The following is a 25151-nucleotide window of genomic DNA, read 5'->3' on the forward strand; positions in this document are numbered from 1 at the left end:
GAAGCACGGACCGCCCGCCCCATACGGGAGAATCACCTCGACTCCTGGATCAACCTACGCGGAGGCAGCGTGTCCGGTTTCGTAGAAAAGCCCGAGCCCGTGCAGGTCCCGGGGCTCACCCACCTGCACACCGGCAAGGTGCGCGACCTCTACCAGAACGCCGACGGCGACCTGGTCATGGTCGCCAGCGACCGCACCTCCGCCTTCGACTGGGTGCTGCCCACCGAGATCCCCGACAAGGGCCGGGTCCTCACCCGGCTCTCCCTCTGGTGGTTCGACCAGCTCGCCGACCTGGCCCCGCACCACGTCATCTCCACCGACGTCCCGCCCGGCGCCCCCGCCGACTGGGCCGGCCGCACCCTGGTCTGCTCGTCCCTGGAGATGGTCCCGGTCGAGTGCGTCGCCCGCGGCTACCTCGCCGGCTCCGGCCTCGTCGAGTACGAGAAGTCCCGCACGGTCTGCGGCCTGGCCCTCCCCGAGGGTCTGGTCAACGGCTCCGAACTCCCCGCGCCGATCTTCACCCCGGCCACCAAGGCCGCCGTCGGCGACCACGACGAGAACGTCTCCTACGAGGAGACCGCCCGCCAGGTCGGCGCCGAGACCGCCGCGCAGCTCCGCCAGCTGACCCTCGCCATCTACGGCAGGGCCCGGGACATCGCCCGCGAGCGCGGCCTGATCCTCGCCGACACCAAGTTCGAGTTCGGCTTCCGCGAGGGCCGCCTCACCCTGGCCGACGAGGTCCTCACCCCCGACTCCTCGCGCTTCTGGCCCGCCGACCAGTGGCAGCCGGGCCGCGCCCAGCCGTCCTTCGACAAGCAGTTCGTCCGCGACTGGCTCACCTCCCCCGCCGCGGCCTGGGACCGCACCGGCGAGCAGCCCCCGCCGGCCCTCCCGCAGGACATCGTCGACCGCACCCGCGCCAAGTACATCGAGGCGTACGAGCGCCTCACAGGCCACACCTGGTCCTGACGGCCGGCGCGGCCCGACCAGCACCAAAAAGACCCCGGTCGGCAACCGACCGGGGTCTTTTCTCGGAGCGGACGACGAGGCTCGAACTCGCGACCTCAACCTTGGCAAGGTTGCGCTCTACCAACTGAGCTACGTCCGCATGCCCACGCTTCCGCGCGGTGCGAGCCCCACTATAGCCAACCTCGCCGCCGTGTGAGGCGCCCCGCCGCACGACGGCGCCCCGCGCCCGCCTCCGCGGTGCCGCCCGACGGCCCGTTCCGCCCCACCCCCGGCGACCGCGCGGCCCGCTTCCCGGCACAGGCGCCCGGCTCCCGCACCACTGCTCCCGAACCATCCGCGGTGCCCCCTCGCCACCGACCCCGTCCCCCGCCAACTCCGGCCCCGCGCAACGGTCTCCGCGACGCCCCTCCCGCGCACGACCTCCGCCGGCGCCACGCCAGCCCCACCGTCGCCACGGCCCCCCGGCATGCCCGCCCCGTCCTCCACCCCACACCGCCGACCACCCCCGACGCGCCACGATCCCCGCCCCGCACCCGGCGCCGCACCCCTCCACGATGTGTCCACCGCCACACCCACCGCCACACCCACCACCCGCACGCGGGCACCCCCCTTCCGCCCCGGCGCATCGCCCGCACGTCGCGTCCGAGAAGCATCAACCCGGCCCGCTCCAGGGCGAGTAGCAGCACCGCCGGCCTCGTCCCGCCCGGGGAAATACCCGCGCCCCGCAACGCCGTTCCTCACGTACGCACACACCCGCCCCGCGCGCCCCTCCCCGTCTCCTTCTCCGGGGCCGTTGCCGTATGTGGAAAAGTCCCCGGGCCAACTCCCCGGCCCCATGGCGGGCTTCGGCGTCCGGCCCGCCCGTGGGTCCACCCGGGAAAGGAACGGCACGGTCGCCCCCCGGCAGTCGATGACACATGGCAGTCACCGGCGCCCCGCACCCGGCGGAACGCACCGAGCGCATACGCCCCGCCGCCGGCTGTGACGCAGATCGCAGCACCCCGCTCGCGTACGGCTATTCATCCCGTACCGGGGCAATCCGAACACGGTGCGACGGCGGGAGGCCGGGTGAGGTCCCACCCGCGAGCCCGTGTCCGCAAAGCCGGGCCCGCAAAGCCCGCCTCGCGAAGAAAGCATCGGCAGAATCCCGGAAGCCGGGAAGTCCGCAAGCCCGCATGCCGGGAACCCGCGAGAGTCGCACGCCGGAAATCCGCCGGGCCCGCGACGGAAAATCAAGAAGGCCCCGGTCTCCAGGACCGGGGCCTTCTTTTCCTGAGCGGACGACGAGGCTCGAACTCGCGACCTCAACCTTGGCAAGGTTGCGCTCTACCAACTGAGCTACGTCCGCAGGCATCCACTCGGCTTTCACCAAGTGGCGCGACAGCTACTCTACCTGATCCTTTGGACCGGTTGAACTGTCAGAGCGGGTGACAGGGATTGCACACTGCGCCTCCCCCTTGGAAAGGGGGCGCTCTACTACTGAGCTACACCCGCGTGACTCCTCGGGGCCCGGCCTTTCGGCCTCGCCCCTCGGCGTGCTCCAGACTCTAGCTGATCAGTGGGGGTGCTGTGCAAGTCGGCGGTGTGCTGGCCCGCGGGTGCCGGTAAGTCGGTTAGTGGTTGGCCTCGTTGAAGGCCTCGTAGACCTTCTTGGGGATCCGGCCGCGCGGCGGGACGTCCATCTGGTGGGAGCGCGCCCAGGCGCGGACCGCCGCGGGATCGGGGGTCACCGCGGTCCGGTGGAAGGTCTTGCCGGACTTGGCACGCTTGCGGCCGGCCTCCACGAACGGGGCGAGGGCGCCGCGCAGTTTCTTCGCATTGGCGGGATTGAGGTCGATCTCGTACGACTTCCCGTCCAAACCGAAGATGACCGTCTCTGCGGCTTCTCCTCCGTCGATGTCATCGGAGAGCGTCACTACTACGCGCTGCGCCACGGATATCGGTCCTTTCGGGGAGCGACCCCTTGTTGACATGGGGTGATGCTCCGGATCCGGCTGATTGGGATCAATGCTTTTTCATTTGTACAGCGATGGGCATTGCATTGTGAAGCCCAGTTAATTTTGTCAGCGTGTCTTCCCGCAATCAGGACTCCGGATCTTTTCGAGGATTTTCCCTGGAGCGCACTCCCGCCGATACCGGGCCGTGATCGGACGGCCCGGATATCTATGCGCGTAGATTTTCGAACACGGTACTGTGAGGACACCGCCTTACGCACCACACCACCGGGAGTGCCAGTGGCACGCGTCGTAGTCGACGTCATGCTCAAGCCGGAGATCCTCGACCCGCAGGGGCAGGCGGTGCAGCGCGCACTGCCACGCCTGGGTTTCGAGGGGATCGCCGACGTCCGTCAGGGCAAGCGTTTCGAACTTGAGGTGGAGGGTCCGGTCGACGAGGCCGCCCTCGCCCGTATCCATGAGATGGCCGAGACCTTCCTGGCCAACACCGTTATCGAGGACTTCACCGTCCGGGTCGACGAAGCCGAGCGAGCCGAGTCATGACCGTTCGTGTCGGAGTCATCACCTTTCCCGGCACGCTCGACGACCGCGACACCCAGCGCGCGGTCCGGGTTGCCGGGGCCGAGGCGGTGCCGCTGTGGCATCGCGACAAGGACCTCCACCAGGTGGACGCCGTGGTCCTGCCCGGTGGTTTCTCCTACGGGGACTACCTGCGGGCCGGGGCGATCTCGCGGTTCTCGCCGGTGATGGAGACCGTGATCGACCAGGCCCGGGCCGGGATGCCGGTCCTGGGCATCTGCAACGGCTTCCAGGTGCTCACCGAGACCCACCTGCTGCCCGGCGCGATGCTGCGCAACAACCACCTGCATTTCGTCTGCCGCGACCAGAAGCTGCGGGTGGAGAACGCCGGGACCGCCTGGACCACCGACTACGCGCGGGGCCAGGAGATCAGCATTCCGCTGAAGAACATCGACGGCCGGTATGTGGCCGACGAGCGGACGCTGGACATGCTGGAGGCGGAGGGCCGGGTGGCGTTCCGTTATCTGGACGGCAACCCGAACGGTTCGCTGCGGGACATCGCCGGCATCACCAATGAGGCGGGCAATGTCGTGGGCCTGATGCCGCACCCCGAGCATGCGGTGGAGCCGCTGATCGGTACGGGGCGTACCGACGGTCTGGCGTTCTTCACCTCGATCCTGAAGAAGCTGGTGGGCGCATGAGCCTCGATACCGTCAAGCACGCGGCCGAGAGCCCGGAGGCGGCCCAGCCCTGGGCCGAGCTCGGCCTCAAGGAGGACGAGTACGCGCGGATCCGGGAGATCCTGGGGCGGCGTCCGACCGGCGCCGAGCTGGCGATGTACTCGGTGATGTGGTCCGAGCACTGCTCCTACAAGAGCAGCAAGGTCCACCTCAAGCAGTTCGGCGACAAGGCCCCCGAGAACGACGCGCTGCTCGTCGGCATCGGGGAGAACGCCGGTGTCGTGGACGTCGGTCAGGGGTACGCGGTGACCTTCAAGGTCGAGTCGCACAACCACCCCTCCTACATCGAGCCCTACCAGGGTGCGGCCACCGGTGTCGGCGGCATCGTCCGCGACATCCTGGCGATGGGCGCCCGGCCGGTGGCGGTGATGGACCCGCTGCGGTTCGGTGCCGCCGACCACCCCGACACCAAGCGCGTCCTGCCCGGCGTGGTCGCCGGCATCGGCGGCTACGGCAACTGCCTGGGCCTGCCCAACATCGGCGGTGAGGTGGTCTTCGACCCCTGCTACCAGGGAAATCCGCTGGTCAACGCGCTGTGTGTGGGCGTGATGAAGCACGAGGACATCCACCTCGCGAAGGCGTCCGGCGCCGGCAACAAGGTGATCCTCTACGGTGCCCGCACCGGCGGTGACGGCATCGGTGGCGTGTCCGTGCTGGCGTCGGAGACGTTCGACACAGCGCCCGACAGCGCCGATGGCACGGGCAAGCCGGCCAAGCGGCCCGCCGTGCAGGTCGGTGACCCGTTCCAGGAGAAGCTGCTGATCGAGTGCACTCTGGAGATCTTCAGGGAGCATCTGGTCGCCGGCATCCAGGACCTCGGCGGCGCCGGCCTGTCCTGCGCCACCAGCGAACTCGCCAGCGCCGGCTCCGGCGGCATGCGGGTGGAGCTGGATGCCGTTCCGCTGCGGGATTCCTCGCTCTCGCCGGAGGAGATCCTCATGAGCGAGTCGCAGGAGCGGATGTGCGCGATCGTCGAGCCCGGCAAGGTCGACCGCTTCCTGGAGATCTGCGAGAAGTGGGACGTGATCGCCACCGTCATCGGTGAGGTCACCGACGGCGAGCGGCTGGAGATCTTCTGGCACGGCGAGCAGATCGTCGACGTCCCGCCGCGTTCGGTCGCCCACGAGGGCCCGACCTACCACCGCCCCTACGCCCGCCCCTCGTGGCAGGACGCCCTCCAGGCCGACGACGCCGCCCGCCTGCCGCGCCCGGCCACGCCCGAGGAACTGCGCGCCCAGGTGCTGCAGTTGGTCGGCTCGCCCAACCAGGCGTCCAAGGCGTGGGTCACCGACCAGTACGACCGGTTCGTGCAGGGCAACACCGTGCTGGCGCAGCCGGAGGACTCCGGCATGGTCCGGATCGACGAGGACACCAACCTGGGTGTCGCCGTCGCCACCGACGGCAACGGCCGCTACGCCAAGCTCGACCCGTATGCCGGTGCGCAGCTGGCGCTGGCCGAGGCGTATCGCAATGTCGCGGCCACCGGCGCCAAGCCGCTGGCGGTCTCGGACTGCCTGAACTTCGGCTCGCCCGAGGACCCGGCGGTCATGTGGCAGTTCGCCGAGGCCACCCGCGGTCTGGCCGATGCCTGCCAGACGCTGGGCACGCCGGTCACCGGCGGCAACGTCTCCCTCTACAACCAGACCGGTGAGACGGCCATCCACCCCACTCCGGTGGTGGCGGTGCTGGGTGTCATCGACGATGTCACCCGCCGCACCCCGGTGGCGTTCGCCGAAGAGGGCCAGCTGATCTACCTGTTGGGCGACACCCGCGAGGAGCTGGGTGGTTCGGCCTGGTCGCAGGTGGTCCACGACCACCTGGGGGGCATGCCGCCGCGGGTGGACCTGGACCGCGAGCAGCTGCTCGGCGAGATCCTGATCTCCGCCTCGCGGGACGGGATGGCCGACGCCGCCCACGACCTGTCCGACGGCGGGCTGATCCAGGCAGTGGTCGAGTCCTGCCTCAAGGGCGGCAAGGGCGCGCGCCTGGTCGTTCCCGACGGCCTGGACCCGTTCGTCTTCCTCTTCTCCGAATCCGCCGGCCGTGCCATCGTCGCGGTGCCCCGCAGCGAGGAACTCCGCTTCACCGACATGTGCGGCGCGCGGGGACTCCCCGCCACCCGCATCGGCGTCGTCGACGGCGAAACCCTCGACATCCAGGGACAGTTCAGCATTCCCCTCGCCGAACTGCGGCACGCCCACGAGACCACGATCCCGGGGCTGATCTCCTAGCGTCGCTCCCGGACCACCGGTCCGTGTGTGCCGCCGTGCCGACACGGCCCGCCAGTACGTCTGGCGGGCCGTGTCGCCGTTTCGGCGCGCACCCGCGGGCGCTCCGGCGTCCTGCGCAAGGCGTTGGCTCCTTTCGTACGAGGCACCGCCGACCACGTGGTACGGCTGGAGGCGATGCCGACCGCCGCCGGGCGCCGACGCCCGGCCGACCGCAGGGGGAGTCCCACATGAAGTCCGCCCGTTCCCGGCCCGCCCACCCGACCTCCCTGGTGCTGCGGAAGCTCTTCCCGTACGCCGCCCGGTTGTGCCTGGTGGCGTTCCTCGCGTTGCTCGCCGGGAGCTTCTTCGCCGGCATTCCGGTCTGGTGGGCCTGGATCCCGTTGGGCCTGTGGGTGGTGATCGGAGTCGGGGGCAACCGCCGGTCCGGGGCGGCGGAAACGGGCGGCGGGTCCGGCGCCGCCGCCCCGGAGGCGGTGACGGTCGCCGCGCCGGTCGCCGGCCGCTGGGCGGCCCTGAACAGCCCGGCCGACAAGGTCCCCAGCCACGGCACCCGCGACTACGGGCAGGAGTACGCCATCGACATCGTGGTCGCGCCGGGGCCGGGCGCCCGGCCAGGCCCCGGCTGGTGGCCGCCGGCCCGGCCCGCCGCCGCCTTCCCGGCGTTCGGCAAGCCGCTGTTCGCCGTCGCCGACGCCACCGTCGTCCGCGTCGAGGACGGTCAGCGCGACCACCTCAGCCGTACGTCCTGGCTCGCGCTCGGCTACTTCTTCCTGGTCGAGAGCGTGGTGCGCTCGCTGGGCGGCGGCCGCCGGGTGATCGGCAACCATGTGGTCCTCGACCTGGGCGACGGCACCCACGCGCTCTACGCGCACGTCCGGCGCGGCTCGGCCCGCGTGCGTCCCGGTGACCGGGTGCGGACCGGCCAGCCGCTCGGCGAGTGCGGCAACTCCGGCAACAGCACCGAGCCGCACCTGCACTTCCAGCTGATGAACGGCGCCGACCCGGACACCGCCGACGGCGTCCCGTTCGTCTGGCGGGGCATCGGCGTGCCGCGCAACGGCGAGACCTTCACGGCCGAGGAGCCCGAAAGCACCCGCGCGCGCCCCTGAACCCGGCCCGATTGTCAGTGGTGCGTCCTAGGCTGATCACCATGTCGCCGACCGCCCGGAAGCCGCGCCCCCGCCAGTACGACCCCCGCAAGACGCGTGCGGCCGTCACCGCGCAGCTGGATCATGTCCGCGCGGCCGTGGGGGAGTTGACGCCGGAGGAGTTCGCGCTGCCGACCCGGCTGGGGGACTGGAGGGTGCGGGAGCTGGCCGTGCATCTGTCCATGGCGGTCGGCAGCGTGGCGCGCGCCCTGCGGCTGCCGGTCCCGGAGCGGGCCGGGGCCGCTCTCCTGGACTGGCCGGCGGTCACCGCCGAGTTCGCCCCCGGGGTCGACGCGCACACCCGCGAGCTGGCCGCCGCCCACGACCCCGTGGAGCTGCTGGCGCGCGCCGCCGAGGAACTCGCCGAGCTGCTCCCGCAGGAGCCGGACGACCGGGTGCTGCCCGCCCGGCCCGCCGCGATGCGGCTGGACGACTTCCTGGTCACCCGCTGCATCGAGCTGGTCGTGCACACCGACGACCTGGCGGCGGCGACCGGCCGGGAGATCCCGTACGACCGCCAGGCGCTGGCCATCACCACCCGGCTGCTGGCCGACGCGCTGGCCGTGAAGGCGCCCGGCGGCTCGGTCGAGGTCCGGGTGCCGCCGTTCGCCGTCGTGCAGTGCGTCGAGGGCCCCCGGCACACCCGCGGCACCCCGCCGAACGTGGTCGAGACCGACCCGCTGACGTGGATACGCCTGGCCACCGGCCGGCTGGGCTGGGCCGCGGCGCTGGACGCGGCGGCGGTCAGCGCCAGCGGCGAACGCGCGGACATCAGCGGCGTTCTGCCGGTCATGAGCTGAGCCGGTCCGGTGCCCGGCCCGTGCCCGGTCCGGCTGTCGCGCGCGGGCGTCGCGTATCTCACACCGACCGACCGGAAAGCAAAACCGGCATACACCATATATGGCCTCAAGCCGCCTTGTCGCGGGTGTTGGAAAATACGCGAAAGTGCAGCTCAGAGGTGGTGGGGTGGGCGCGGGCGAGAAAATCGGTGCCCGTCCTTCAGGGGGGCGGGGAGGGCGTACCGGCCACGCGACCGGGGTGGGTGCGACGGCGCCGGTCGGGACGCCGGGCGCCGCGGCGCATCTGGTGGGAGGCCAGGCGCGCCAAGGGTTTGCGGGGCCCGCGACGGCGCAGTGCGCGGCTGAACGGACGCGCACACGTCAAGCGCGCGCAATGCGCCGTTCATGCGCTCCTCCAGCTCCGCGTCCATCCCCGGTTCGGATGAATGCGCGACCTGCCCTAGACTCTGGAACGTGCCACGTGGTGACGGACGACTCAACCACGACCTGCTCCCCGGCGAGAAGGGCCCCCAGGACGCATGTGGCGTCTTCGGTGTCTGGGCTCCGGGTGAAGAGGTCGCCAAACTCACCTATTTCGGGCTGTACGCGCTGCAGCACCGTGGACAGGAGTCCGCGGGCATCGCGGTGAGCAACGGCTCCCAGATCCTCGTTTTCAAGGACATGGGCCTGGTTTCCCAGGTCTTCGACGAGACTTCGCTCGGCTCCCTCCAGGGCCATATCGCCGTGGGCCATGCCCGCTACTCCACCACCGGTGCCTCGGTGTGGGAGAACGCCCAGCCGACGTTCCGTGCCACCGCGCACGGCTCGATCGCGCTCGGCCACAACGGCAACCTGGTCAACACCGCCGAGCTGGCCGCCATGGTCGCCGCACTGCCGCGGGACGGCGGCCGGGCGACCCAGGTCGCGGCCACCAACGACACCGACCTGGTGACCGCGCTGCTCGCCGGCCAGGTCGACGAGGACGGCAAGCCGCTGACCGTCGAGGAGGCCGCGCCGCGCGTCCTTCCGCAGGTCCAGGGCGCCTTCTCCCTCTGCTTCATGGACGAGCACACGCTCTACGCCGCCCGCGACCCGCAGGGCATCCGCCCGCTGGTCCTCGGCCGCCTGGAGCGCGGCTGGGTGGTGGCCTCCGAGACGGCCGCCCTGGACATCGTCGGCGCCAGCTTCATCCGGGAGATCGAGCCCGGCGAGCTGGTCGCCATCGACGAGAACGGCCTGCGCAGCTCGCGTTTCGCCGAGGCCCGCCCCAAGGGCTGCGTCTTCGAGTACGTCTACCTCGCCCGCCCGGACACCGACATCGCCGGCCGCAACGTCTATCTCTCGCGTGTGGAGATGGGCCGCAAGCTGGCCGCCGAGGCGCCCGCCGACGCGGACCTGGTGATAGCGACCCCGGAGTCCGGGACCCCCGCCGCCGTCGGCTACGCCGAGGCCAGCGGCATCCCCTACGGCTCCGGCCTGGTCAAGAACTCCTACGTGGGCCGGACCTTCATCCAGCCCTCGCAGACCATCCGTCAGCTCGGTATCCGGCTCAAGCTCAACCCGCTCAAGGAAGTCATCCGCGGCAAGCGCCTGGTGGTCGTCGACGACTCGATCGTCCGCGGCAACACCCAGCGCGCGCTGGTCCGGATGCTCCGCGAGGCCGGCGCCACCGAGGTCCACATCCGGATCTCGTCCCCGCCGATCAAGTGGCCGTGCTTCTTCGGCATCGACTTCGCCACCCGCGCGGAGCTGATCGCCAACGGGCTGAGCGTCGAGGAGATCGGCAAGTCGCTGGGCGCCGATTCGCTGGCGTACATCTCCATCGACGGGATGATCGAGGCGACCACGATCGACAAGCCGAAGCTGTGCCGCGCCTGCTTCGACGGTGAATACCCGATGGAGCTGCCCGACCCGGAGCTGCTGGGCAAGCACCTCCTGGAGTCGGAGACCGCGGCCCCGTCCGCCTCCGACGTGGACGGTCTCCGGACGCTCACGGCCGGGGTCGGCGGCGCCGACGCGCTGCGTCGCCCGTAGTGCTCGTACCCACCCAAACGAAAGTTCTCAGCCATGTCCGCTGATTCCACCGGTGCCAGCTACGCGTCCGCGGGCGTCGACATCGAAGCCGGCGACCGCGCCGTGGACCTCATGAAGGAGTGGGTGTCGAAGGCCACCCGCCCGGAGGTCGTCGGCGGGCTGGGCGGTTTCGCCGGCCTCTTCGACGCCTCCGTGCTCAAGCGCTACGAGCGTCCGCTGCTGGCCTCGGCCACCGACGGCGTGGGCACGAAGGTCGACATCGCCCGCCGGATGGGCGTCTACGACACCGTCGGCCACGACCTGGTCGGCATGGTCGTCGACGACCTGGTCGTGTGCGGTGCCGAGCCGCTGTTCATGACCGACTACATCTGCGTGGGCAAGGTCTACCCGGAGCGGGTCGCGGCGATCGTCAAGGGCATCGCGGAGGGCTGTGTGCTGGCCGGCTGCGCGCTGGTCGGCGGCGAGACCGCCGAGCACCCGGGGCTGCTGGGCGCGGACGACTTCGACATCGCCGGCGCCGGCACGGGAGTGGTCGAAGCTGACCGGCTGCTGGGCGCGGATCGTATCCGTACGGGCGACGCGGTGATCGCGATGGCCTCCTCCGGACTTCACTCGAACGGGTACTCGCTGGTACGCCATGTGCTCTTCGACCGGGCCGGGATGGCCCTGGAGCGGGAGATCCCGGAGTTCGGCCGCACCCTCGGCGAGGAGCTGCTGGAGCCCACCAGGATCTACTCGCTGGACTGCCTGGCACTGACCCGGACGACCGAGGTGCACGCGTTCTCGCACATCACCGGCGGCGGGCTGGCCAACAACCTGGCCCGGGTCATCCCGGACGGGCTGCACGCCACTGTCGACCGCTCCACCTGGACTCCGGGCGCGATCTTCGACCTGGTCGGCTCGGCCGGCTCGGTGGCGCGCCTGGAGCTGGAGAAGACCCTGAACATGGGCGTCGGCATGGTCGCCGTCGTCCCCCAGGAGTCCGTGGACGTCGCCCTGACCACCCTCGCCGACCGCGGCGTGGACGCCTGGGTCAGCGGTGAGATCGTCGAGCGCGGCGACCACACCGAGGCAGTGACCCTCACCGGTGACTACGCGGCCTGAATCGGCTGAGCCCTGGGGCCGCCGCACCGGCGGTCACCAGGGCAGCACAGAACCCGGCCCGGGCAATGCCCAGGACCGGGTCCGTGATGGTGTTATGAGTGCCGCGAGCGCGCAGAGCGTCAAGCGCGACGACGCTGGTTGGTCGAGTTGCCCTCGTCCTCGTCGTCATCGGTGTTGTACCGGTCTGCGTACTGTGCGTACGGGTCGTCGTCCTCGTCATCCTCGAACGGCTCTCCGTTCGGAGGCTGCTGGTTCGACGGCGTTGCACCCAGCTCGTCGGCCAGTCGTGAGAGATCCGTCCCACCGCTGCTGTACTTCAGCTGGCGGGCGACCTTTGTCTGCTTGGCCTTGGCCCGGCCGCGCCCCATGGGTCGACCCCCTCAATGACGGGGCTCGATGGCCCCAGAGTCTTGACACGCGTTCATGATTCAGAGCGGACTCTCGACAGAGAGACCGGCCCGTAGGGCTTTAACGGTACCTGCTTCCGCGGCCATACGGTACGTCGCCCGCATCACCCACCGCTCCGCACGACCGGCGAGGCGCCCCGTCCACGCTGGTCAACTGCGATTTTAACCTGTCCTGAACGGCGACCCGCCGACGGGTGGTGAGGGATGTCTCCCCCGCCGCCCGCGGTGGGTCGCGCACAGTGTGTTTTCGGCCACCTGGGCCGCGCTGGACCGCGGTGCGGCCGTCAGGTGCGCGGGCCCCCCGCCGTCCGCGCTTCGGCCATCCGCTGCTCGGCGATCCGGTCGGCCGCCTCGGCCGGGGGGATGCCCTCGGACTTCGCACGAGCGAATATTGACAGCGTGGTGTCGAAGATCTTCGCGGCCTTCGCCTTGCAGCGGTCGAAGTCGAAGCCGTGCAGCTCGTCGGCCACCTGGATGACGCCGCCGGCGTTCACGACGTAGTCCGGCGCGTAGAGGATCCCGCGGTCGGAGAGGTCCTTCTCCACGCCCGGGTGCGCCAGCTGGTTGTTGGCCGCGCCGCAGACCACCTTGGCGGTCAGCGCCGGCACCGAGTCGTCGCTGAGCGCGCCGCCCAGCGCGCAGGGCGCGTACACGTCCAGGCCCTCGGTGCGGATCAGCGCCTCGGTGTCCGCGACGGCGGTCACCCGGGGGTGTCGCGCGAGGACCCGGTCCACCGACTCGGCGCGGACGTCCGTGATCACGACCTCGGCGCCGTCCTGGAGGAGGTGCTCGACCAGATGGTGACCCACCTTGCCGACGCCCGCGATGCCGACCTTGCGGTCCCGCAGCGTCGGATCGCCCCACAGGTGCTGGGCCGAGGCCCGCATGCCCTGGAACACGCCGTAGGCGGTCAGCACGGAGGAGTCGCCGGCGCCGCCGTTCTCGGGGGAGCGGCCGGTGGTCCACTTGTTGGTGCGGGCGACCACGTCCATATCGGCCACGTACGTGCCGACGTCGCACGCGGTGACGTAGCGGCCCCCGAGGGAGGCCACGAACCGGCCGTAGGCGAGCAGCAGTTCCTCGGTCTTGATCAGATCGGGATCGCCGATGATCACCGCCTTGCCGCCGCCGTGGTCCAGCCCGGCCAGGGCGTTCTTGTAGGACATGCCGCGCGACAGGTTCAGGGCGTCCAGCACGGCCTCCTCCTCGGAGGCGTAGGCATGGAAGCGGGTGCCGCCGAGGGCGGGGCCCAGCGCGGTGCTGTGGATGGCGATCACGGCCTTGAGGCCGCTCGCCCGGTCCTGGCAGAGAACGACTTGCTCGTGGCCGCCCTGCTCCGTGCGGAACAGGGTCTGCAGCACGCCGCTCTCGGCGCCTGCGGGGGCAGGACGTACGTCAGTCACGGTGGTGACTCCCATATGTCGCGGAGGACGCCCTCCTGCGGGTGGGGAGGGCCGGTTGGAACGAGCGTAAGACCTGGAGGGCGCGTTGATCCGCCAGGTACCGGGGATCACCCTCTCCCGGGGGACGGGCATGGGACGATCTGCCGTATCCGGACCGGGCGGAGGGTAGGCAACTCCGGGCGGTGGACTTTCCTTTGAAGGAGCGGGCGTGGCCTTGGCGTCGTCGGTACGGGTCCCGTATGTCGCGTATCTGCGGGTCTACGAGCCGCTGGCCGCGTTCCCCGAGCCGGAGCGCTCCTACTGGGCACGCTACGCCAAGCGCGACCACACGCCCACGGCCGTCGACGAGCAGCGCCGGGCGCTGGCCGATCTGCTGCCGACCCCGCCGGTCCCGGTGCCGGTCCACGAGAGCGCCGACGCGTTCGTCGCCGTGGTGAACAAGGTCACCTGCGTGTGCCCCTGGCGCACCCGGCTGCGCGGCTGGCAGGCCCTGGAGGCCCTGGAGGAGCTGCTGCCGACCTCGGTGCTGGACGCCGCACTGCCCCCGGTGGTGCGCCGCCAGGCGGCCACCGACTACGAGCGGTGGCGCGAGCGCAATCCGGACGCCCGGCCGTGGATCCGGGCGGCGACCTGGCACGTCCCGGTCCGCTGGTTCGTCCTCTTCTCGGACGGCGAGCGGGAGTACGCGGAGGGTGAGCAGGGGCCCCTGCTGCGTTACCGGACGCCGATGGTGCAGGCGCGGCGCCGCGTCGCGCGCGGGTTGCGTACTCTTCGGGACGCCCTGGAAGAGGGGCCGCTCATCGACGGCCTGGTAGATGTGGGGCGCTGGCTCGAAGAATTCCATCCGCGTTCGCTCGTGGAGCTGGACTACGGAGGGCTGGTGCACGCGGTGCCCGAAGGGCAGCTCGCCGAGGACCGCTCCGCCGCGGAGGTGGCGGAGGGACTGGCGGCGCTGCGCGAGGGGGACGGCGAGCGGGCCGGCGCCGCGTACGAGAAGCTCTCGCAGCGGTGGCGCGCGGTGCGCGAACGTCAGTTCTCCAGCTGAATGTCCGGCGCCCGGGGCGGAGTTGCCGGGTGCGGCATTCCGGTGGTCGGGACGTACGGGACGTAGGTCCTGATCCGGGCTATTGCCTCAGGCGTGACCTAAAGCACTGACTTCGGGTCTTGCTCCCAAGGCGTACCCTCGTGCCAAAATAGGACAAGGAGCCTGACTCGGGCTCCTTCCGTCCAACTAAGGGCGGATAGATCGGTATTGCGCTCCTTGAGGGGTCTCGTGGTGGCTGGTCACGTTGTGACTGATCGTCACGGGGGTGTGACTGTCCGCTATGGCACGGTCCATCGGCATCCGCCAAGGTTGAACACCTGAGAGGGCAATTCCATCGGTTTGGCCGACGTGGCTGGACAGATGGTGTAGTTGTAGTGCCGAGGACAAGCCGTTCGTCCTATAACCGACTCGGCCCGCGTCTGCCATTTCGGGCAACGTGGGTCAAGGTGCAGAATTTAGAGGAAAGAACCGTGATGGTTCGGTTCTCCCGAGGAGGCCGCTCATGACCGCTCGCACCCCTGACGCCGAGCCGCTGCTTACCCCCGCCGAGGTTGCCACGATGTTCCGCGTGGACCCGAAGACGGTGACCCGCTGGGCCAAGGCAGGCAAGCTCACGTCCATCCGTACGCTCGGAGGGCACCGGCGTTACCGCGAGGCTGAGGTCCGCGCGCTGCTCGCGGGTATCCCGCAGCAGCGTAGCGAGTCCTGAATAACCGCATAACCAGGCTGTTTTCGGGCCCCCCAACCCGGAAACGCCCGCTTTGGCACCACATGCTTCACCCCGCTCCATAGAGCTCTTTACGACGCGGCGCCTGCCCCAACAGGCCCACACCCGCTCCATCTGGGTACGTCATCGATCGCGCTGGACTCCGCCGGGTCCAGCGCGATCTCTTTTTGTGTGCGGCCGCTCCAGGGCCGCTCGCGGCGCTCGGGCCACCCTGGCGCCGGTCGGCTCCGGCGGGGGCGCCACGCCCCGCCCAGGGGCCCTGAGGGGGCCCGTCAGTGCGGACCTGGCGGTCTTGTTTCGGGACGCTCGGCGGAGAGTGCAATTGCACATATTAAATTGACCGGTTGTAGATGGGCGGTAAGTTCCCCATCCCGCGAAACTTGTTCGGTGACTCCCATCACAGGGTGCGGTCCTTGAAGGCCATGCGGACCCTGCGGTAAAAGGCGTTCCGCTACCGCCCTGTCAACAGCCTTCCACCGCACCACCGGTGGCGCAGGCGTCCTTGGTCACCGGGCGGCGGGACTTTCGTCCTCCGCCGGCGGCTCGCAGACGGCCGGAGAGGGGGCGGAGGCGGCCGGGGGCGCGTCGGCCCCGGAGAGCGCCCCGTGCGGCTCCATGGCGAGCCGCAGCAGCTGATGGCAGACCGGGCAGTGCCGGGTCAGATGCCGAGAGCCGTAGGCGAGGGCCGCCGACAGGTGGGCTCGCAACAGTGCCCTGGTCTCGTGCCGTACCGCAGCAGTCATCGCACGCCACCTCCCCGGCCCCCACGCCTCCTCTGTGAGTACCGGCGGCAGGTGCCGCCGTCAAGACGCCCGTCGCCGCCGGCCGGATCGGACGGGGGCCTTCGGGCCACGGGGCGGACGGCCCGGGGAGGGGGTGCGCGGGGCGCGGGCGACCGGGGGGATCGGTTGCCCGCCGGGGCGCGCTGCGGGGGCGTGTGCCGCGCACCGTACCGCGCCGCGGGCGTGCCCGGACAGCACAACGGCCCGCATCCGAGAAGGATGCGGGCCGTGAAAAAGCGGTCCTGACGGGATTTGAACCCGCGGCCTCCACCTTGACAGGGTGGCGAGCACTCCAAACTGCTCCACAGGACCTTGCGTTTCGCTTTCCGCTTGCAGCGGGCTGCGGAACAAGACTGTACAGCAGGTCAGGGGGTGCGGTCGAACTCGATCCCGGCACCCCGCCCGGGGCTACGGGGCCGCCGCGTCCACCGCCTTCACGATGCGCTTGTCGGAGATCGGGTACGCGGTCCCGAGGGCGTGCGCGAAGTAGCTGACCCGTAGCTCCTCGATCATCCAGCGGATCTCCCGGGCCGTGGCCGGCGCCGGGCGGCCCGGGGGGAACTGCTCCAGCAGCCAGGCGTATTCGTCCTGCATCTCCTTCACCTTCGCCATGCGCGTGCGGTCCCGCTCGGCGTTGGTGGGCAGCTGCGTCAGACGGCGGTCGGCGGCCACCAGATAGCGCATCAGGTCCGGCAGCCGCTTGGCGCCGTGCGCGGTCACGAAGCCCGGCTTGATCAGCTCCGCCAGCTGCTCCTTGACGTCCGCCAGCGACGTCAGCAGCGACGGGAACGCGGTCGCCTTCAGCCGGCGCTCGCATGCCTGCCAGGCGGCCAGCACCTCCTGGACCTGCTGGATGGTCTTCAGCGTCGCGTCGACCAGGTCGCTGCGCACCGCGTCGTACAGCTTGCGGAAGGACTCCTCGTCCCACGCCGGGCCGCCCCGGGCCGCGATCAGCCGGTCCGCGGCGGCGGTCACGCAGTCCTCGAAGAGCGCCGCGATGGAACCGTGCGGATTACGGGACAGCGCGAGCTTCTGCTGGTTGCTCAGCTTGTCCTGGGCGAACTTGGCGGGGTTGGACGGGATGTTGAGCAGGATGAGCCGGCGGGTGCCCGCCCACATGGCCGTCAGCTGCTCGGCCTCGGTGTCGAAGAGGCGCACGGCGACGCTGGTGCCCTCGTCGACCAGCGCCGGGTACGCCTTGAGGGGCTGGCCCGCTCGACGGGTCTCGAAGGTGCGCGGCAGCGTGCCGATCGTCCAGGACGTCAGGCCGGTGCGCTGCTCCAGGCCGGCCAGGGGGCCGCCGTCGCCGCGGCCGCCCCTGCCGTCCTTGGCGGGCCGCTCGGCGGCCTGCTCGAATGCCTTGGAGATCGCCGCCCGGGTCTTCGGCTTGAGCTGGAGCCGCAGCGCTTCGAGGTCCTTGGCCTCGGCGAGCTTGCGGCGCCGCTCGTCGACCACCCGGAAGGTGATCTTGAGGTGGTCGGGGATCCTGGCGGTGTCGAAGTCCGCCGCCTCGACCGGGACGCCGACCATCCGCTGGAGCCCGGCCGCCAGGGAGGCGGTCAGGGCGCCCTGGAGGGGGACGGTGGTGTCCAGGAAGCGGGCGGCGAAGTTCGGCGCCGGGACGTAGTTGCGGCGGATCGGCTTGGGCAGCGAGCGGATCAGCTCCGTCACCAGCTGCTCGCGCAGGCCCGGGATCTGCCAGTCGAAGCCCTCGGAGGAGACCTGGTTGAGGACCTGGAGCGGGATGTGGACGGTCACGCCGTCCGCGTCCGCGCCCGGCTCGAACTGGTAGGTGACCTTGAACTTCAGCTTCCCCTGGCGCCAGGAATCCGGGTAGTCGTCCTTGGTGACGGCCTCGGCGGATTCGTTGATGAGCATCGAGTGCTCGAAATTGAGCAGCTCGGGCTCTTCGCCGCGCTTCTTCTTCCACCAGGAGTCGAAGTGCGCGCCGGAGACCACGTCCGCCGGGATCCGCTGGTCGTAGAAGTCGAAGAGCGTCTCGTCGTCCACGAGGATGTCGCGGCGCCGGGCGCGGTGCTCCAACTCCTCGACCTCGCCGAGCAGTTTGCGGTTGTCATGGAAGAACTGGTGGTGGGTGCGCCAGTCGCCCTCCACCAGGGCGTGCCGGATGAACAGGTCGCGGGAGACCTCGGGGTCGATCCGCCCGTAGTTGACCTTGCGCTGGGCGACGATCGGGACGCCGTAGAGCGTCACCCGCTCGTACGCCATCACCGCGGCCATCTTCTGTTCCCAGTGGGGCTCGCTGTAGTTGCGCTTCACCAGGTGCTGGGCCAGCGGTTCGAGCCATTCCGGCTCGATCCGGGCGTTCACCCGCGCCCACAGCCGGGAGGTCTCGACCAGCTCCGCGGACATCACCCAGCGCGGGGGCTTCTTGAAGAGGGCGGAGCCGGGGAAGACCGCGAACTTGGCGTTGCGGGCGCCCAGGTACTCGTTCTTGCCGGCCCCTTCCTTCCCGCCCTCCAGCCCCGCGTTCTTCAGCCCGATATGCGAAAGCAAACCGGACAGCAGGGAGATGTGGACGCGGTCCGGTGCCGCGTCCTGCTCCGACAGGTGGATGCCCATGCCCTTGGCGACCGTACGGAGCTGGGAGTAGATGTCCTGCCACTCGCGTATGCGGAGGTAGTTGAGGAACTCCGTGCGGCACATCCGGCGGAACGCGGACGACGACAGCGCCTTCTGCTGTTCGCGCACATAGCGCCAGAGGTTGAGGAACGCCAGGAAGTCGGACGTCTCGTCCTTGAAGCGGGCGTGCTGCTGGTCGGCCTGCTGCTGCTTGTCCGACGGCCGCTCGCGCGGGTCCTGGATGGACAGCGCCGCCGCGATGACCATGACCTCGCGGACGCAGCCGTTGCGGTCCGCCTCCAGCACCATCCGGGCCAGCCGCGGGTCCACCGGCAGCTGGGAGAGCTGGCGGCCGAGCGGGGTCAGCCGCTTCCTGAGGTCCTTCTGCTGGAGGTCGAGCGCGCCCAGCTCGCTCAGCAGGTCGACGCCGTCCTTGATGTTGCGGCGGTCCGGCGGGTCGATGAACGGGAACTTCTCGATGTCGCCGAGGCCGGCCGCGGTCATCTGGAGGATGACGGAGGCCAGGTTCGTCCGGAGGATCTCGGCGTCGGTGAACTCCGGGCGGGTGAGGAAGTCGTCCTCGGAGTAGAGGCGGATGCAGATGCCGTCGCTGGTCCGGCCGCAGCGGCCCTTGCGCTGGTTGGCGCTGGCCTGCGAGACCGGCTCGATGGGGAGCCGCTGCACCTTCGTACGGAAGCTGTAGCGGGAGATGCGGGCCATGCCGGGGTCGATGACGTACTTGATGCCCGGGACGGTCAGCGAGGTCTCGGCGACGTTCGTGGCCAGCACGATCCGTCTGCCCGTATGGCGCTGGAAGACGCGGTGCTGCTCGGCGTGCGACAGCCGGGCATACAGGGGCAGCACCTCCGTCGCCGGCAGGTTCTTCTTGTTGAGCGCGTCCGCGGTGTCCCGGATCTCGCGCTCACCGGACAGGAAGACCAGGACATCGCCGGGCCCCTCGGCGCGCAGCTCGTCCACGGCGTCGCAGATCGCGGTGATCTGGTCGCGGTCGGGGTCCTGGCCGCCCTCTTCCAGCAGGGGGCGGTAGCGCACCTCCACCGGATACGTACGCCCGGAGACCTCGACGATCGGCGCGTCCCCGAAATGCCGGGAGAACCGCTCGGGGTCGATGGTCGCGGAGGTGATGACCACCTTCAGGTCCGGGCGCCTGGGCAGCAGCTGCGCCAGATACCCGAGGATGAAGTCGATGTTGAGGCTGCGCTCGTGCGCCTCGTCGATGATGATCGTGTCGTACTGGCGCAGCTCGCGGTCCGTCTGGATCTCGGCGAGCAGGATGCCGTCGGTCATCAGCTTGACCAGGGTGTCGTCGCCGACCTGGTCGGTGAAGCGGACCTTCCAGCCGACGCTCTCGCCCAGCGGGGTCTTCAGCTCCTCGGCGACCCGCTCGGCGACCGTACGGGCCGCGATCCGGCGCGGCTGGGTGTGCCCGATCAGGCCCTGGACGCCGCGGCCGAGCTCCAGGCAGATCTTGGGGATCTGGGTCGTCTTGCCGGAGCCGGTCTCGCCCGCGACGATCACGACCTGGTGGTCGCGGATCGCCGCGAGGATCTCGTCCCTCTTCTGGCTGACCGGGAGTTCTGCCGGATAGCCGATCTCCGGCATCGCGGCGCGCCGCTGGGCGACCCGCAGCTCCGCCTCGTCGATGCCGCCGGCGATCTCGGCGAGCACGGCGGCACGGGCTTCGGGCTTGCGGATCCGGCGCGCGCCGTCGAGTCGGCGGCCCAGCCGCTGCTGATCGCGCAGCATCAGCTCGGGCAGTCGCTTCAGCAGCGCGGGCAGCGCGGGGGCGGTGCCGTCGGGCAGGGCGGAGGCAGGCTGACTGGACATACGTCCCCCAGGATCTCACCTCGCGCAAACGACTGGCGAACCATTTGACGGCGGTGACCGGATCGCGGACGGGGCGGCGGTAGTGCCCGGGGGTCCGGGAGGATATGTCCGGCAACGGTGCTTTAGCGTGTTCATATGTTTGATCATGAAGGTGCATCGGTCCCGCACGGCGCACACGGAAGGCGCCCGACCCCCGCGGAGAGATGGGCCGCCTTCAAGAGATCGCCGTTCTTCCCGGCGGCCGTCCTGATCCTCATCCTCGCCGCGGCGGCCGGCCTCTTCGCCGGCTCGTACACCTACACCATGGCCAACCCGACCCCGCGGCACATCCCCACCGCCGTCGTCGCCACCGCCGATGCCCCGCAGGAGGAGGCGTTCGTCCTGGGCATGGAGAAGGCCCTCAACGCCTCGCTCCGGCTGACCCGGTACGCCACCTACGAGGAGGCGCGCGACGCCGTCGACGAGCAGCGCGAGTTCGCCGTCCTGAGGGCCCACGGCCGCGGCGTGGAGCTGGACGTGTCCGGCGCCTCGGGCGCGTCGGTGGCGCAGCTGCTGAGCCAGGCGGGCGCCGAGGTCGGCCGGGCGACCGGGGTGGAGGTCCTGGTCCGGGACGTCAAGCCGCTCCAGGAAGGCGATCCCCGCGGGCTCGCGCTCTTCTACATCTCGCTGGCCGCCGTGATCATCGGTTTCGTCGGGGCGATCCAGCTCAGCGTGCACGCCCGCGCCCTCAACCCGGCCGAGCGGATCGGCTGCACCCTCGCCTACGCGCTGCTCGGCGCCTTCGCCATCGCGGCGGTGGCCGACTGGTGGCTGGGCGCGCTGCGGCTCCCGTTCGCCGAGTCCTGGCTGATCCTCGCGCTGACCATGTTCACGTCCGGCATGGTCTTCACGATGTTCAACACCCTGATCGGCCGCTGGGCGATGATCCCCACCTGGGGCCTGATGGTCCTGCTGGGCAACCCCTCCTCCGGCGGCGCGGTCTCCTGGCCCCTGCTCCCCTCCGTGCTCGGCTCCATCGGCCGCTGGCTGCCCCCGGGCGCGTCGGTCAACGCCCAGCACACCGCGGTCTACTTCCGCGGCCACCAGCACCTCTTCCCGTTCCTGGTGCTGGCCGGCTGGTCGGCGCTCGCCTGCACGATCTTCCTGGTCTGGCGGCACCGGCACCCGGGTGGCCGCGACATCGCCCCGGCGCATGCGGCGGACGGCTGACGCGGGGTCCGTTCCCGGACACGAAGAAGGCCCCGGTTCGGTGAACCGGGGCCTTCTCCCAATGGGTGTGGCTGGGGCCGGGGTCGAACCGGCGACCTATCGCTTTTCAGGCGATCGCTCGTACCAACTGAGCTACCCAGCCGCAGCGGTCCTGACGGGATTTGAACCCGCGGCCTCCACCTTGACAGGGTGGCGAGCACTCCAAACTGCTCCACAGGACCTTGCATTGTGCGAGCGGCGTGAACCAGTCTCGCACACGGTAATGCGTGCCCCCAACGGGATTCGAACCCGTGCTACCGCCTTGAAAGGGCGGCGTCCTGGGCCACTAGACGATGAGGGCTAACCGACCATGAGGCCACTTCTCTCCGTCGTCCCCCACCAAAGGAAAGGGACGTGAGAAGCATGTGACTCCACTTCCCCCCGAAGGGTTCCGCTTCTCCTCTGATCCTATGGATCTCGGGACGGTCAAGCCCTGACCGGTGCGCTTGGGCACGTCGCAGACTCTACTACGGCATTCCGGCCCGGGCCAAACTCGATTCCGGAGAGGCCGACTGGCCGGGTTTCACCCGTTCGGGCAGGTGGCGGCTGACCTCGGCGCGGGCCAGGCCCAGCCCGCCCAGCGTGATCTCGTCCCACGCCTGGAGCCGCCTGGTGGCGCGGTCCAGATAGAGCACCGACGCCTGCACGGGCGCGGGCTGCCGGTTCTGCACGGCGCGCAGCCCGCCGCCGCCCGTGGAGCCCTCGACCATCAGCCGGGTGCCCTGGGGGAGTGTGCTGATCGCGCGCTGGTGGATGTGGCCCGCGAGCGCCAGCGGGGCCAGGCCGTCCGCCTCGGTCACCGCGGCCGGGTTGTGGGCGAGCGCGATGTCGACGGGGGTGCCGGCCAGCCGCTGGGTGCGCAGCGCGTCGGCGAGTCGCCCGCCGGCGGTGCGTTCGGCGGCGTCGCCGGCCGCCACTATGGAGCGGTCCGGGGTGAACTGCGGGTCGCCGACGCCCGCGATGCGGACCCCGGCCACCTGGGTGACCCGGCCGTTGTCGAGGACGATGACGTGCTTGCGGCCGGTCAGGTACCGCTGGGTGCCGCGCGAGTCGTGGTTGCCGCGCACCCAGACGTACGGCGCGCCCAGGGTGGAGACGGGGTCCAGGAAGTGGTTCTCGGCGGCCGAGCCGTGGTCCATGGTGTCGCCGGTGTCGATGATCACGTTGATCCGGTACTGCTTCACCAGGGAGGCGATGATGTGCCAGCTGGCCGGGTTCAGGTGGATGTCGGAGACGTGCAGGACGCGGATGGTGGTGGGGTCCGGCCGGTACGCGGGCAGCGTCGAGGCGGCGTCGTAGAGCTTGGTGACGTTGGTGACCAGGCGCGCCAACTCCTTTTGGTAGACGTTGAATTCGCTGACGATGCTGCGGGCGTTGCCGACGACGGACGGCGCCGAGGAGAGCAGTCCGGAGAAGCGCGGCTCCAGGACGGACTCGGGGTTCCAGGTGGCGTAGGCGGTGGCGCCGGAGGCGGTGAGCAGGGCGAGCGCCAGGCCGCCGGCGGCCAGTGCACGCCGCGGGCGGCGGTAGACGACCAGGCCCAGCGCGGTGGCGCCCGAGGCCACCGCCACGCAGGAGGCCACGGCGAGGCCCGCGGCGCCGCGGAGGACGTCGCGGGTGACCTGGTCCTGGAGGCCGGCGAACCGCTCGGGGTGGTCGACCAGCTCCGCGGAGCGGGCCGGGTCCAGCCGGTCGACGTCGACATCGAGGCGGACGGGGGCGTAGTGGCTGTCCAGTTCCAGGTCGCCCAGGGGCGGGACGGTGATCCGGGTGCCGCCGGCCAGGGAGGGCCGCAGCGCCATGGTGGTGTCCATCGGGCCGACCGGGGCCTGGACGCTCCCGATGACGAGCAGCCCCAGCCACGCCCCGAGCACGGCGACGGCCGCCAGGCCGACGGCGCGGGCGTACGGGCGCGCGGGCGGGGCGAGCGTGGCGGCGGGTGCCGTACGACGCGAGCGGTAGTGGCGGCGGACGGCCGCGGGCAGGCCCCGTACGGCGCTCGGCAGGTCCCGTACGGACGGCGTGCGGACGCCGGGGCGACGGGGGCGCGGTAGGCGGGGGTGCGGGCGGCCTGGCGGGTCGGGGTGCGGTGTCCGGGAGCGCGCTGCGCGGGCCATTGGCCCCATATGCCCGCGGTGCCGTCCGTTATGCGGGACGTTCCGGCTCCGCTTGGGCTGCGGGCCGGCGGCCGGTCCCCGACCATCGGTTGCGGAGCGGGCCGCGGGGTCCGCGCGTTCGCGGGCGGAGAATGGTGGTGTGCTGGAGATGACGCGCGAGGAGTTCGAGGAACTGGTCGCCGAGGCGCTGGACCGGATCCCGCCGGAGCTGACCCGGCTGATGGACAACGTGGCGGTCTTCGTCGAGGACGAGCCCCCGGCCGACGAACCCGAGCTGCTCGGCCTGTACGAGGGGACGCCGCTGACCGACCGCGGGGAGTGGTACGCGGGCGTCCTGCCGGACCGGATCACGATCTACCGCGGGCCGACGCTGCGGATGTGCGCGACGAAGGAGGACGTGGTCGCCGAGACGGAGGTGACGGTCGTTCACGAGGTGGCGCATCACTTCGGGATCGACGACGAGCGGCTGCACGCCCTGGGGTACGGCTGACGGGAGCCGCCGGCCGGGCGGGCGCGATCGGGCGGGCGGTGCGCGTGTCCTCAAGCGGGGGGCGGGAGTTGGGCAGGGCGTCCGTCGCCGCCGTCCCTGCGCTCCGGATCCGGAGGTCCCGCCGTGCGCCCGATGCCACCCCGCCCCCCATTGCTTCCGCCGCGGCCGGCCGCGGAGCGCGTCGACCGCCCGGTTGCGCGCTCCGCGCCGCCGTCCGGGCGTCCGCTCGCGCGGGTCGCCGCCGTGGCGGTGACCGTCTCCGCGCTCGCCGTCTCGCTGGCCGGCTGCATGAGCGTCAGCGATCCCGGCCAGCCGAAGCCGTCGGGCAGTGCCGCGCGGCACGGCGACGGGAAGGGCGCGAAGCCCAGCCCCGGCGGGCTCGCCGCCGACGGGCGCGGCAACGGGTCGCGGCGGACGGGGCACGGCCCCGGGCGTCCGGCGGGCGGCGAGCCGGCCGCGGGCCGCTCGGGCGGGGGCGGGGCGTCGCCGAGTGCGCAGTCCTCGTCGTCACCGGCGGCGCAGGCGGAGCCGGAGCAGCCGGCCAAGCCGTCCGGCCCCGAGCCCGGAGCGGGGGCCGGGCGCGGCGGGTCCGGCGGCCGGGGCGGCGCCTCGGCGCCCGCGCAGCCCTCGCCCTCCCGCCCCGAGCGGCCGTCCGCGCCGGCCTCGCCGAGCGCCGGTGTGCCGAGCGCGCAGCCGTCCGGCCCGTCGCGCGGCTCCCAGCCGCCCGGCAGCACGCAGGCGTCCGGGCCGTCGCCCGCGTCCCCGATGTCCTCGGGCGCCTCCCCGTCGTCCTCGCGCGGGGCGCACTCGTCCTCCTCGTCAGCCTCGGCGCCGTCGCTGTCGGCGCCGCAGGTGGAGTGGGACGCCTGAGGAACGGGCGGCGCTCATGGGGGCATACGGGGGTCTACGGGGGCGTTGGTGAGGGGGTGGGGAGGGTGCGGGGAGCGGGTGGCCGGGGGTCCATTTGCCTTCCGGGGGGCAGGGTGCGTATGGTGGTAGATCGTTTGATCCCATTTGCCCGG

At 71.2% G+C, this 25151-nt stretch carries 19 protein-coding genes and 7 tRNA genes; 13 read left to right on the forward strand and 13 right to left on the reverse strand.

What is annotated here, in order from left to right; translation table 11 throughout:
• The first annotated feature begins 69 nt into the window (after positions 1-69).
• Positions 70-969, forward strand: a complete 900-nt coding sequence (locus GR130_RS01295) for a phosphoribosylaminoimidazolesuccinocarboxamide synthase (RefSeq protein WP_159503009.1) — start codon at positions 70-72, stop codon at positions 967-969.
• Between the two features lie 66 nt (positions 970-1035).
• Here the strand turns inward: GR130_RS01295 and GR130_RS01300 are convergent.
• The 4 genes from GR130_RS01300 to GR130_RS01315 form a co-directional block, all read right to left on the reverse strand.
• Positions 1036-1108 (reverse strand) — tRNA-Gly (locus GR130_RS01300).
• A 1136-nt stretch (positions 1109-2244) separates the two neighbouring features.
• Positions 2245-2317 (reverse strand) — tRNA-Gly (locus tag GR130_RS01305).
• A gap of 74 nt (positions 2318-2391) precedes the next feature.
• Positions 2392-2463 (reverse strand) — tRNA-Gly (locus GR130_RS01310).
• Positions 2464-2582: 119 nt separating this feature from the next.
• Entirely contained in the window at positions 2583-2903 is a 321-nt protein-coding gene (locus tag GR130_RS01315) for a histone-like nucleoid-structuring protein Lsr2 (RefSeq protein ID WP_159503010.1), read from the reverse strand.
• 300 nt (positions 2904-3203) lie between these two features.
• Between GR130_RS01315 and purS the strand changes: the two genes are divergently transcribed.
• The 7 genes from purS to purM all read left to right on the forward strand — a co-directional run bounded on the left by purS (position 3204) and on the right by purM (position 11479).
• Positions 3204-3467 (forward strand): phosphoribosylformylglycinamidine synthase subunit PurS, encoded by a 264-nt coding sequence (gene purS, locus GR130_RS01320; RefSeq protein ID WP_159503011.1) that lies wholly within the window; start codon positions 3204-3206, stop codon positions 3465-3467.
• On the forward strand, positions 3464-4144 hold the full coding sequence (gene purQ, locus GR130_RS01325) for a phosphoribosylformylglycinamidine synthase subunit PurQ (protein WP_159503012.1): 681 nt from the start codon (positions 3464-3466) through the stop codon (positions 4142-4144). Before purS ends, purQ begins: the two co-directional genes overlap by 4 nt.
• Positions 4141-6414 carry a phosphoribosylformylglycinamidine synthase subunit PurL gene (gene purL / locus GR130_RS01330; protein ID WP_159503013.1) on the forward strand — a complete coding sequence of 758 codons (2274 nt, stop codon included), beginning with the start codon at positions 4141-4143 and terminating at the stop codon, positions 6412-6414. Before purQ ends, purL begins: the two co-directional genes overlap by 4 nt.
• Positions 6415-6641: 227 nt before the next feature.
• Positions 6642-7523, forward strand: coding sequence for a M23 family metallopeptidase (locus GR130_RS01335; protein ID WP_159503014.1), 882 nt, complete (start codon positions 6642-6644; stop codon positions 7521-7523).
• 41 nt (positions 7524-7564) lie between these two features.
• A complete protein-coding gene (locus GR130_RS01340) occupies positions 7565-8362 on the forward strand; it encodes a maleylpyruvate isomerase family mycothiol-dependent enzyme (protein ID WP_159503015.1) in 798 nt (265 codons plus the stop codon).
• A gap of 453 nt (positions 8363-8815) precedes the next feature.
• On the forward strand, positions 8816-10375 hold the full coding sequence (gene purF / locus GR130_RS01345; protein ID WP_159503016.1) for an amidophosphoribosyltransferase: 1560 nt from the start codon (positions 8816-8818) through the stop codon (positions 10373-10375).
• A 33-nt stretch (positions 10376-10408) separates the two neighbouring features.
• Positions 10409-11479 (forward strand): phosphoribosylformylglycinamidine cyclo-ligase, encoded by a 1071-nt coding sequence (gene purM, locus GR130_RS01350; protein ID WP_159503017.1) that lies wholly within the window; start codon positions 10409-10411, stop codon positions 11477-11479.
• A 119-nt stretch (positions 11480-11598) separates the two neighbouring features.
• Here purM and GR130_RS01355 read toward each other — a convergent pair whose 3' ends face one another.
• The gene (locus GR130_RS01355; protein WP_159503018.1) at positions 11599-11847 is read right to left on the reverse strand and encodes a DUF3073 domain-containing protein; all 249 of its coding nucleotides are present in this window, start codon (positions 11845-11847) and stop codon (positions 11599-11601) included.
• Positions 11848-12170: 323 nt separating this feature from the next.
• Positions 12171-13304: a Leu/Phe/Val dehydrogenase gene (locus GR130_RS01360; protein WP_159503019.1), complete on the reverse strand. Its 1134-nt coding sequence runs from the start codon at positions 13302-13304 to the stop codon at positions 12171-12173.
• A gap of 193 nt (positions 13305-13497) precedes the next feature.
• On the opposite strand from GR130_RS01360, the gene GR130_RS01365 reads away from it, so the two are divergent.
• Positions 13498-14334, forward strand: coding sequence for a hypothetical protein (locus GR130_RS01365; RefSeq protein ID WP_159503020.1), 837 nt, complete (start codon positions 13498-13500; stop codon positions 14332-14334).
• Positions 14335-14836: 502 nt separating this feature from the next.
• Positions 14837-15043 (forward strand): developmental transcriptional regulator BldC, encoded by a 207-nt coding sequence (gene bldC, locus GR130_RS01370; RefSeq protein ID WP_003980577.1) that lies wholly within the window; start codon positions 14837-14839, stop codon positions 15041-15043.
• Positions 15044-15567: 524 nt separating this feature from the next.
• Here bldC and GR130_RS01375 read toward each other — a convergent pair.
• From GR130_RS01375 to hrpA, 3 genes are all read right to left on the reverse strand, one after another.
• Positions 15568-15804, reverse strand: a complete 237-nt coding sequence (locus tag GR130_RS01375) for a DUF6274 family protein (protein ID WP_159503021.1) — start codon at positions 15802-15804, stop codon at positions 15568-15570.
• A 276-nt stretch (positions 15805-16080) separates the two neighbouring features.
• Positions 16081-16155: transfer RNA gene (locus GR130_RS01380), tRNA-Asp, on the reverse strand.
• Between the two features lie 96 nt (positions 16156-16251).
• Positions 16252-20274 carry an ATP-dependent RNA helicase HrpA gene (gene hrpA / locus GR130_RS01385; protein ID WP_159503022.1) on the reverse strand — a complete coding sequence of 1341 codons (4023 nt, stop codon included), beginning with the start codon at positions 20272-20274 and terminating at the stop codon, positions 16252-16254.
• A 135-nt stretch (positions 20275-20409) separates the two neighbouring features.
• On the opposite strand from hrpA, the gene GR130_RS01390 reads away from it, so the two are divergent.
• Positions 20410-21483, forward strand: a complete 1074-nt coding sequence (locus tag GR130_RS01390; RefSeq protein WP_159503023.1) for an ABC transporter permease — start codon at positions 20410-20412, stop codon at positions 21481-21483.
• Positions 21484-21551: 68 nt separating this feature from the next.
• On the opposite strand, the gene GR130_RS01395 is transcribed toward GR130_RS01390, so the two are convergent.
• The 4 genes from GR130_RS01395 to GR130_RS01410 form a co-directional block, all read right to left on the reverse strand.
• Positions 21552-21625: transfer RNA gene (locus GR130_RS01395), tRNA-Phe, on the reverse strand.
• A 4-nt stretch (positions 21626-21629) separates the two neighbouring features.
• Positions 21630-21704 (reverse strand) — tRNA-Asp (locus tag GR130_RS01400).
• A 46-nt stretch (positions 21705-21750) separates the two neighbouring features.
• Positions 21751-21823 (reverse strand) — tRNA-Glu (locus GR130_RS01405).
• Between the two features lie 166 nt (positions 21824-21989).
• Positions 21990-23639: a metallophosphoesterase gene (locus GR130_RS01410; RefSeq protein ID WP_159503024.1), complete on the reverse strand. Its 1650-nt coding sequence runs from the start codon at positions 23637-23639 to the stop codon at positions 21990-21992.
• A gap of 139 nt (positions 23640-23778) precedes the next feature.
• Between GR130_RS01410 and GR130_RS01415 the strand changes: the two genes are divergently transcribed.
• Positions 23779-24129 carry a metallopeptidase family protein gene (locus GR130_RS01415; RefSeq protein WP_201304771.1) on the forward strand — a complete coding sequence of 117 codons (351 nt, stop codon included), beginning with the start codon at positions 23779-23781 and terminating at the stop codon, positions 24127-24129.
• A 132-nt stretch (positions 24130-24261) separates the two neighbouring features.
• Positions 24262-24999: a hypothetical protein gene (locus GR130_RS01420; RefSeq protein WP_159503025.1), complete on the forward strand. Its 738-nt coding sequence runs from the start codon at positions 24262-24264 to the stop codon at positions 24997-24999.
• Positions 25000-25151: the final 152 nt, after the last annotated feature.

It is taken from the genome of Streptomyces sp. GS7 (assembly GCF_009834125.1).
Taxonomy (GTDB): domain Bacteria; phylum Actinomycetota; class Actinomycetes; order Streptomycetales; family Streptomycetaceae; genus Streptomyces.